General features: G+C 69.2%; 10 protein-coding genes. All 10 read right to left on the minus strand.

The window, feature by feature from the left end; all coding sequences use genetic code 11:
* Nucleotides 1-1751 (minus strand): membrane protein insertase YidC (yidC, locus tag RIF93_RS16315; protein ID WP_309092507.1); only part of this gene is annotated, 1751 nt, incomplete at its 3' end.
* A 40-nt stretch (nt 1752-1791) separates the two neighbouring features.
* Nucleotides 1792-2154 (minus strand): ribonuclease P protein component, encoded by a 363-nt coding sequence (gene rnpA / locus RIF93_RS16320; RefSeq protein WP_309092508.1) that lies wholly within the window; start codon nt 2152-2154, stop codon nt 1792-1794.
* Between the two features lie 29 nt (nt 2155-2183).
* On the minus strand, nt 2184-2318 hold the full coding sequence (rpmH, locus tag RIF93_RS16325) for a 50S ribosomal protein L34 (RefSeq protein WP_012520954.1): 135 nt from the start codon (nt 2316-2318) through the stop codon (nt 2184-2186).
* Between the two features lie 76 nt (nt 2319-2394).
* Nucleotides 2395-3144, minus strand: a complete 750-nt coding sequence (map, locus tag RIF93_RS16330) for a type I methionyl aminopeptidase (RefSeq protein ID WP_309092509.1) — start codon at nt 3142-3144, stop codon at nt 2395-2397.
* A gap of 9 nt (nt 3145-3153) precedes the next feature.
* Entirely contained in the window at nt 3154-4134 is a 981-nt protein-coding gene (locus RIF93_RS16335) for an NADPH:quinone oxidoreductase family protein (RefSeq protein WP_309092510.1), read from the minus strand.
* A complete protein-coding gene (locus tag RIF93_RS16340; RefSeq protein ID WP_309092511.1) occupies nt 4134-5180 on the minus strand; it encodes an alpha/beta hydrolase in 1047 nt (348 codons plus the stop codon). The genes RIF93_RS16335 and RIF93_RS16340 overlap by 1 nt, the downstream gene beginning before the upstream one ends.
* Nucleotides 5180-5803: a TetR/AcrR family transcriptional regulator gene (locus tag RIF93_RS16345; RefSeq protein WP_309092512.1), complete on the minus strand. Its 624-nt coding sequence runs from the start codon at nt 5801-5803 to the stop codon at nt 5180-5182. Before RIF93_RS16345 ends, RIF93_RS16340 begins: the two co-directional genes overlap by 1 nt.
* Before the next feature lie 86 nt (nt 5804-5889).
* Nucleotides 5890-6807: an SDR family oxidoreductase gene (locus RIF93_RS16350; protein WP_309092513.1), complete on the minus strand. Its 918-nt coding sequence runs from the start codon at nt 6805-6807 to the stop codon at nt 5890-5892.
* A 63-nt stretch (nt 6808-6870) separates the two neighbouring features.
* Nucleotides 6871-7695, minus strand: coding sequence for a DUF72 domain-containing protein (locus RIF93_RS16355; RefSeq protein ID WP_309092514.1), 825 nt, complete (start codon nt 7693-7695; stop codon nt 6871-6873).
* A gap of 112 nt (nt 7696-7807) precedes the next feature.
* Nucleotides 7808-8165 (minus strand): M28 family peptidase (locus RIF93_RS16360; protein WP_309092515.1); only part of this gene is annotated, 358 nt, incomplete at its 5' end.

The following is an 8165-nucleotide window of genomic DNA, read 5'->3' on the forward strand; positions in this document are numbered from 1 at the left end:
TTGATCTGGTCGATCGGATTGTCGACCTTGAACCGGCGCATGATCACGTACTGCTGCAGGAGCGTCAGCACGTTGGACCAGGTCCAGTAGATGATCAGGCCCACGGCGAACGGCGCCATGATGAAGGTGAAGATCAGCGGCATCAGCTGGAAGATCTTCTGCTGGATCGGGTCGCCCGCCGGCGGGCTCATGGCGGTCGTCAGCCACATGGTGAAGCCGTAGAGGATGACCACGACGCCGACGTGCAGCGGGCCGTCCAGGAAGCCGCCGATGAGCGGCGTCGTCGCCGGGTTCCAGGGGATGAGGCCGAACAGGTTCCAGACCGTGGTCGGATCGCGGGCCGACAGGTCCTTGATGAAGCCCAGGAACGGGGCGTGCCGCATCTCGATGGTGACGGTCAGCACCTTGTAGAGGGCGTAGAAGACGGGGATCTGCAGCAGCAGCGGCAGACAGCCGGCGAGCGGGTTCACCTTCTCGCGCTGGTAGAGGGCCAGAAGCTCTTGCTGCTGCTTGGCCGGGTCGTCCTTGTAGCGCTTGCGCAGCTCCTCCATCTGGGGCTGCACCTTCTTCATCTTGGTCAGCGACTCGTACTGCTTGTTCGCCAGCGGGAAGAAGATCAGGCGCACGACGACCGTCAGCGCCAGGATGGCGAGGCCGAAGGTGCCCACGTAGCGGTGGATCAGCTCCAGGAACTGGAAGATCGGCCGGGTCAGGAACCAGAAGTTGCCCCAGTCCACCGCGTTGTCGAAGTGGTCGATCTTCAGCGCCTGCTCGTAGTCACGCAGGATCGGCACGTTCTTCGCGCCGGCGAAGAAGTGGGTGGTCTCGCTCACCTGCTGGCCGGCCGGGATCATCCGCGGCTGGCCGACGAAGTTGGCGTCGAGCACCGTCTGGCCGAGCGCCTGGGTGCGGCGGAACTGACCGGTGACCTGCTCGCCCGCGCCCGGGATCAGCGCCGCCAGCCAGTACTTGTCGGTGATGCCGAGCCAGCCGCCGGCGGAGGTGTATGCCGGGCCGCCGCCGTCCTTCTGCCACTTGCCGTACTTCACCTGGCGCAGCTTGCCGTCGAGCCAGCCGATGGCGCCCTCGTGGACGATCTGGTTTTTGCCGAGGTCGTTCGGCACGCCCTGACGCTGGACCGTGCCGTAGTGGGCGAGCGTGATCGGCTGGCCGGTGGTGTTGGCGACCGTGTCGGTCACCGAGAACATGTAGCGCTCGTCGACCGCGATCCTGCGGGTGAACGTCAGGCCCTGGCCGTTGGAATAGGTGAGGGTGATCGGCTGGCCGGGCGCGAGCTTGCTGCCCTGGGCCAGGGTCCAGACGGTGTTGGCGTTCGGCAGGCCCGGCACGTTCGCGCCGACCCAGCCGATCTCGGCGAACCAGGGATACTGCGCGCCCTCGGGGCGCAGCAGCTCGACGGCGGGCGAGCCCTTCTTCACCGTCTGGCGGTACTTGTCGAGGTAGAGGTCGTCGATGCGCGCGCCGCGCAGCGACAGCGAGCCGGTGAGGGCGGGCGTGTCGATGACCACGCGCGGCGAGGCCGCGACGGCCGCCTGGCGGTTCATGGCCTGCGGGACCTGCGGGGCGGCGACGTTGCCGGCCCGGGCGGCCGCGGCGGGCGGCGCCTGGCGGGCAAGCTCGGCCTGCCGGCGCTTGGCCTGCGGGTCGATGACGAAGACCTGGTAGGCGACCAGGAGGAGCGCCGCGCACACGACGAAGATGATCGTGTTGCGGGTGTTGTCGTCTCTCATGTCGGGAGCGGGTTCCGAAGAGGGGAGCGGGCCCTGAGCGTCAAGGGGCCTCACGGTCGGCGGCGAGCCTTATCAGCGCGCTTTTCACATCGTCAAGCAAACGGGGCCAGGCGCGGGTGGTCACACCGCCGCGGGCGATGAAGACATAGTCGAAACCGGGGCGGGCATGATCGGGCAGGAGAAGCCGGGCCGCCTCGCGCATCCGGCGCTTGGCCCGGTTGCGCTCGACGGCGCCGCCGATGCGCTTGGTGGCGGTGAAGCCGGCCCGGACCAGCGGCTTGTCGTCGCCCCGGGGACGCGCCTGAACGACGACGGCCCCTTTCGCTGTCGAAGGGGCTTGCGCGCAGAGCAGGAAGTCTGCGCGCTTCTTCAGGCGTTCGATGGGAAGGTCGGCGTCCGGCACGCGGACACCTTAGCAGCTAAGACCTGAGCTTAGGCGCTCAGGCGCTTGCGGCCCTTGGCGCGACGGCGAGCCAGGATCTTCTGCCCGTTCTTCGTGGACATACGAAGACGGAAGCCGTGACGGCGCTTGCGCACGAGACGCGAGGGCTGAAAGGTCCGCTTCACTGGGTGGCTCCGGGGTCGAAAATCGAGGCGCGGTGGATAGTGGAACCCAGGAGACCTGTCAACACCGGGTGCTGCGCTAATCCGCCAGGGTCACCACCAGGGCGCCGTTCCGGGTGGCCACCAGCGTGTGCTCGTACTGGACGGTGGGCTCGCCGCCCGGCGGGCGCAGGGTCCAGCCGTCGTCCAGCTCCTCGACCCAGTCGGCGCCCAGCGACAGGAAGGGCTCGATGGTGAAGACCAGGCCCTCGGTGATGCGGCGTTTGTCGGACGGCTCCCACCAAGTGGCGATCTCGGTGGGCTCCTCGTGCAGGCTCCTGCCGACGCCATGGCTGGCGAGGTTGCGGACCAGGCTGTAGCCGTTCTTGTCGGCGAAGGCCTCGATGGACTTGCCGATCCCATTGAGGGGAGCCCCTGCACGAACCGCGCGGATGCCGGCCCACATGGCGCGGCGGCCGTCGCGGCACAGGCGCTCGACCTTGGGCGTCACGGGCGGCACGGCGAAGCTTGCGCCGGTGTCGGCGAAGAAGCCGTCCAGTTCGGCCGACACGTCGATGTTGATCAGGTCGCCCGCCTGCACGCGGCGGTCGTCGGGGATGCCGTGGGCGACGTCCGGCGCCACTGAAATGCAGGTCGCGCCGGGGAAGTTGTAGGAGAGCTCGGGCGCCGAGCGGGCCCCGGCGTCTTCCAGCAGCTTGCGGCCCAGTTGGTCCAGCTCGCGGGTCGTGACGCCGGGCTCCAGCGCCTCGCCCATGGCCTTGAGCGTGCGCGCCACCAGCCGGCCAGCGGCCTTCAGCTTCTCGAGATCTTCGTCGCTGCCGATGGTCATGGGCGGATCCTACAGGTCGGGCCGGATGATGGTCTTGCCGACGACGGTGCGCCTCGCAAGCGTCTCGTAGGCCTCGCGCCACTCGGAGAGCGGATACTCGGCGTGGACGCGGGGCTTCACGCGCCCCTCTTCGGCGAGCTTCCAGATGGCGGCGTTGTTCTCGCGGCCCTTCTCCGGGAATTGGCGGCCGTACTCGCCCGCGCGGACGCCGTGGACCGAGAAGCCCTTGATGAGGGCGATGTTGACGGGAAGCGTCGGCAGGCGGCCGGAGGTGAAGCCGATAGAGAGGATGCGGCCGCCGAAGGCGATGCAGCGGGTCGACTCGTCGAAGACGTCGCCGCCAACGGGATCGTAGATGACATCGGCGCCGCGGCCGCCGGTGATCTCCTTCACCCGCTCGCGGAAGCTGGCGGCGACGTTGACCGTGGCGTCCACCGCGTACTCGGCCTCGACGGTCTGAAGCTTCACGTCCGAAGCGGAGGCGGCGATCACCTTGGCGCCCAGGACCTTCGCGAGGTCGACGGCGGCCAGGCCCACCCCGCCGGCCGCGCCGTGGATCAGCGCCCATTCGCCAGGCTGCAGCTGGCCCGCGCGGACCAGGCCCACGTAGGCGGTGAGATAGGCGACCGGATAGCCGGCGGCCTGGGCGAAGGTCAGGCCCTTCGGCTTCTTCTGCAGGCTGGCGGTCGGGAAGACGGCGTATTCGGCGAAGACCCCGCGACCGCCGGAACAGACCTCGTCGCCCGCTTGAAAGGCAGTGACGCCGTCACCTACCGCGTCCACCACGCCGGCCATCTCCATGCCGCCGATGAAGGGCAGGGATGGCTTGTGCTGGTGCTCGCCGCGCGTCTGCATCAGGTCGGGGAAGTTCACCGCCGCGGCCAGCACCTTCACCCGCACCTCGCCGGGGCCCGGCTGGGGCGTCGCCACATCCCTGATGCGGACGCCGGCGTAGTCCGGCGCGAGTTCCTCGACGACCAGCGCGCGCACTAGGCGAGGCGGCCTTCGAAGCCGTCGCGGACCAGGCGGGCGATCTCGCGGCTCGCGGCGTCGGCGGCCGGCACGGCGCCGCCGAAGGCGACGAAGGCATGCGCCAGGCTGTCGTAGCAGCGATAGGCGACGGGCACGCCGGCCTCGCGCAGGCGCTTGGCGTAGGCCTCGCCCTGGTCGACCAGGGGATCGAAGCCGGCGGTGGCGATGACGGCGGGCGCGAGGCCGGCGAGGTCCGCTTCCCGCAGCGGCGACAGGCGCGGGTCGGCCGGATCGTCGCCGGGGCCCATGTAGTGGCCCATGAACCACTCCATCATGTCACGCGTCAGCGGGAACGCCTCGCCGTAGGTGGTCATGGAAGCCGTTTCGGACGCGACGTCGGTGCAGGGATAGACGAGGAGCTGCAGCACCGGCTGCGGCTCGCCGGCGCGCTTCAGCTCCTGGCAGACGATGGCGGTGAAGTTGCCGCCCATGGAGTCGCCGCCCATGGCCGCCTTGCCCGCCGGCGCGCCGAACCGGTCGGCGTTGTCGCGGCCCCAGCGATAGGCCGAGAGCACGTCCTGCAGGCCCGCCGGGAAGCGGTGCTCGGGCGCCAGGCGATAGTCCACCGACAGGACCGGGCAGCGGGCGGTGCGCGCCAGGATGGTGCAGAAGGCGTGGGTGGTCGCGATCGTGCCGATCACTCCGCCGCCCATGTGCGCCCAGACCATCAGCGGCGCGGCAGGATCTTGGTTCTGCGGACGATAGACGCGGGCGTTCACGTCACCATCGCCGCCGGGGACGGTGATGTCCTCCCAGGCGACACCGGGTTCTGGCTTGGCCGAGACGGCGCCGATGGCGGCGGTCTCGCCTTGGCGGGCCTGCTCGGGCGAGAGGCTGGACATCGGCGGCGCCTTCTTGGCCTGGGCCGCCAGGAACTGCAGGCGCGGGTCCAGGGTGCGGCCGCCCTGATAGACCACGCCGCCGCCAGACATCAGGCGCAGCAGCGGGGCGGGGAGCGAGAGGATCAGGCCGGCGATGACACGCTGGGCGGTGGGGGAGGCCATCAGCGGGCCGCCGGCAGGCCGCGCAGGCCATTCAGGATCATCGCCACGGCGAACTCCGCCGCGGCCTCGGTGTCGATCGGCCGGCGTTCCAGCATCTTGTCCCCCACCTCCCGCGCGACCGCGATGCACGCGGCGGCCATGTAATCCGGATCCGAGGCCGGCCCCTTGCCGGCGGCGATGGCGTCCATGATCGCGTCGCGGACCTCGCGGAAGACGGCGGCCATCTCGGGCGTCTCGCCGTGCACGTGCGGGTGCGGCTCGCCGGCCGGGCGCCTCGCCAGCCAGCTGGAATGCTCGTCGGCCATGAAGCGGAAGTAGGCCGAGATCGCCTGGCGCACGAAGGCCTCGAAGTCGTCGTGCGACTGGGCGCGGATCGCCTTCAGCATCGGGGCGAAGCGCCGCGCGCCGTCGTCGGCGAGGGCGGCGAACACCTCCTCCTTCGAGCGGTAGTAGTTGTAGAAGGTGCCCGCCGCGAGGCCGGTGCGGCGGATGATGTCGCGCACCGTCGCGGCCTCGTAGCCCAGCTCCCCGAACACCTCGCGGGCGGCGTCCAGGATCGCCTGGCGGTTCTGGACCTTGGTCTGCTCGCGCTTGCCGACCGGGAGATAGGCGACCTGTGCCATGCGACGCGTACGGAACTCCGCCAGAAAAGTGACGCGCGTCATTCTTGCGGGCGAATCCAGATGTCGCAAGGGTTTACGCCGAACGATCAGACGGTTCTTTGCGCGCGGTCCTTCTCGTTGGTGGCCTTGATGGCGTTGCGGGCGGCCTCCCATTCGGCGTCACCCCAGGAGGCCAGGCGCGAGAAGCCTCCGCTGGTCAGCAGGTGAGAGCCGCCGTCGATGGCGATGGTCTGGCCGTTCACATAGGCCGAGCCGGGGTCGAGAAGGTAGACGGCAAGATTGGCCAACTCGCGCATCTCGCCGTTGCGGCCCAGCGGGATCATGGGATCCTTCTCCTCGGCCATGGCGCCGCCCGTGGGGTTGAGCCTGGCGCTCATGCCTTCGGTGGGGAAGGGCCCCGGCGCGATGGCGTTGAAGCGCACCCCGCGGTTGCCCCACTCCACCGCTAGCGACTGGGTCATCACGTTGAGGCCGGCCTTGGACATCGCCGAGGGGACGGTGAAGGGACCGCCGTGCCAGACCCAGGTGGTGAGGATCGAGACGACCGAGGCGGGCTTGCCCTCGGCCAGCCAGCGCTTGCCGGCGTCGAGCGTCACGAAGAACGAGCCGCGGAAGACGATGTTGGCGATGGCGTCGAAGCCCTTGGGCGACAGGTCCTCGGTGCGGCTGATGAAGTTGCCGGCGGCGTTGTTGACTAGGCCGGTCAGCGCCCCGCCGTCGGCCCAGATCTCGTCCATGGCCTCGTGGATGGCCTCGGGCACGCGGATGTCGCAGGCGCGGCCGACGCAGCGGCCGCCGGCGTCGCCATGGGCGTCCATCAGCTCGCGGGCGGCCTCCTCGATGACATTGCCGCGCCGGCCCCAGATGTAGACGTCGGCGCCCAGCATCAGGCAGGCCTCGGCCATCACCTTGCCCAGGCCCGTGCCGCCGCCGGTGATCAGCACCCGCTGGCCCTTCATCAGGCCCGGCCGGAACATCAGGTCGTTTGGCGTGAGGTGGGTCATCGGCGGCCTCCCTTGTGATGGGAGGCAGTGGGCCGGGCTGACGTGGCGGCGGTCAATCCCCGCCTAAAGCTCCTGCGGCCGGAAATCGGGATCGACGCGCTTGATGAACTCCATGGCCGCGGCCGGCGCGCGCACCTTCCCCTCGTGGATGACGAAGGCATAGACGTCGCGCGGCTCCTCGGGCGGGCCGGTGCGGTCGAGCGGCTGCAAGTCGCCGGGCACGCCACCCGCGGCATAGGCCTTGAAGCGGCCGGCCCATTCGTCGAGTTGGGGCGCCTCGTAGCCGGTGGGGATCTCGTCGTTTGCCGAGAGCAGGCGCAGGTAGACGAAGTCGGCGGTGACGTCGGAGATGAACGGGTAGTTCTCGTTTTCGGAATTACAGATCGCCACGTTGTGGTCGCGGCACAAGCCCACGAACTTGGCGTCGGCGAACGAGGCGTTGCGCACCTCGACGACGTGCCTGAGCGGCAGGTTCTCGAGACTCCTGGGGAGCAGATCGAGCCAGGCGCCGAACTCGTCGTAGTCGAACTTCTTCGTGGGCGCGAACTGCCACAGGATTGGACCCAGACGGTCGCCGAGCTCGGTCAGGCCTTGCCCGAGGAAGATGTCCATCGAGCCCTTGCCGTCGGACAGCACCTTGCGGTTCGTGCAGAAGCGGCTGGCCTTCACCGAGAACTTGAAGCCCTCGGGCGTTGCCGCCCGCCACTTGGCCCAGCTGTCGGGCTTGAAGCTGGAGTAGTAGGTGCCGTTGATCTCGATGGCCGTGAGATGGCGGCTGGCGTAGGCCAGTTCATCGGCGTGCTTGAGGCCTTTGGGATAGAACACGCCGCGCCAGGGCTCGAAGGTCCAGCCCCCGATGCCGCAGCGGATCCTGCCTTCGCCGGCCATGTGGCGTCTCCCGTCCAAGGAACGAGGGTAGACGTAGCGAGCTCGGCCGTGGTTCTCAAGATGTTCCGATGTGGAAAGGGCGGCGCCGGAGCGCCGCCCTTGATTCAAGGTCCTATTTCCGCTCGGCGGCGGTCTCGTCGCGCTCGTCCTTGAACTCGGCGCCGGCCTTCCATTCGGGCCACTTGCGGGAGTTCGCGAGCTCGGCGCCCAGGTCGTAGAAGACGGACAGTTCCTGGATGACGCCGCTCATGTCCCAGTTCGGATCGAACTCGTCGGCCGGCTGGTGGTACTTGTCGCGGGTGTAGGCCTCCGAAGCCGCCTTGCCGGCCGCCACGCCGCCCTTCTCCAGGTTGTTGCCCGCCCCGAACGAGATCGCCGGCACGCCGCGCTTGGCGAAGGGGAAGTGGTCCGAGCGGTAGAAGCTGCCCGCCTGCGGGTTCGGGTCGGGGCTGAAGCTCATGCCGTACTTC

It is taken from the genome of Phenylobacterium sp. (assembly GCF_031181185.1).
In the GTDB taxonomy this organism is placed as follows: Bacteria; Pseudomonadota; Alphaproteobacteria; order Caulobacterales; family Caulobacteraceae; genus Phenylobacterium.

Bases quoted from the DNA above. Each gene is read 5' to 3' on its own strand.
- map (WP_309092509.1), bottom strand. From the start codon at position 3,144: ATGACCATCGGCAGCGACGAAGATCTCGAGAAGCTGAAGGCCGCTGGC.
- RIF93_RS16340 (WP_309092511.1), bottom strand. From the start codon at position 5,180: ATGGCCTCCCCCACCGCCCAGCGTGTCATCGCCGGCCTGATCCTCTCG.
- RIF93_RS16345 (WP_309092512.1), bottom strand. From the start codon at position 5,803: ATGGCACAGGTCGCCTATCTCCCGGTCGGCAAGCGCGAGCAGACCAAG.
- RIF93_RS16350 (WP_309092513.1), bottom strand. From the start codon at position 6,807: ATGACCCACCTCACGCCAAACGACCTGATGTTCCGGCCGGGCCTGATG.
- RIF93_RS16355 (WP_309092514.1), bottom strand. From the start codon at position 7,695: ATGGCCGGCGAAGGCAGGATCCGCTGCGGCATCGGGGGCTGGACCTTC.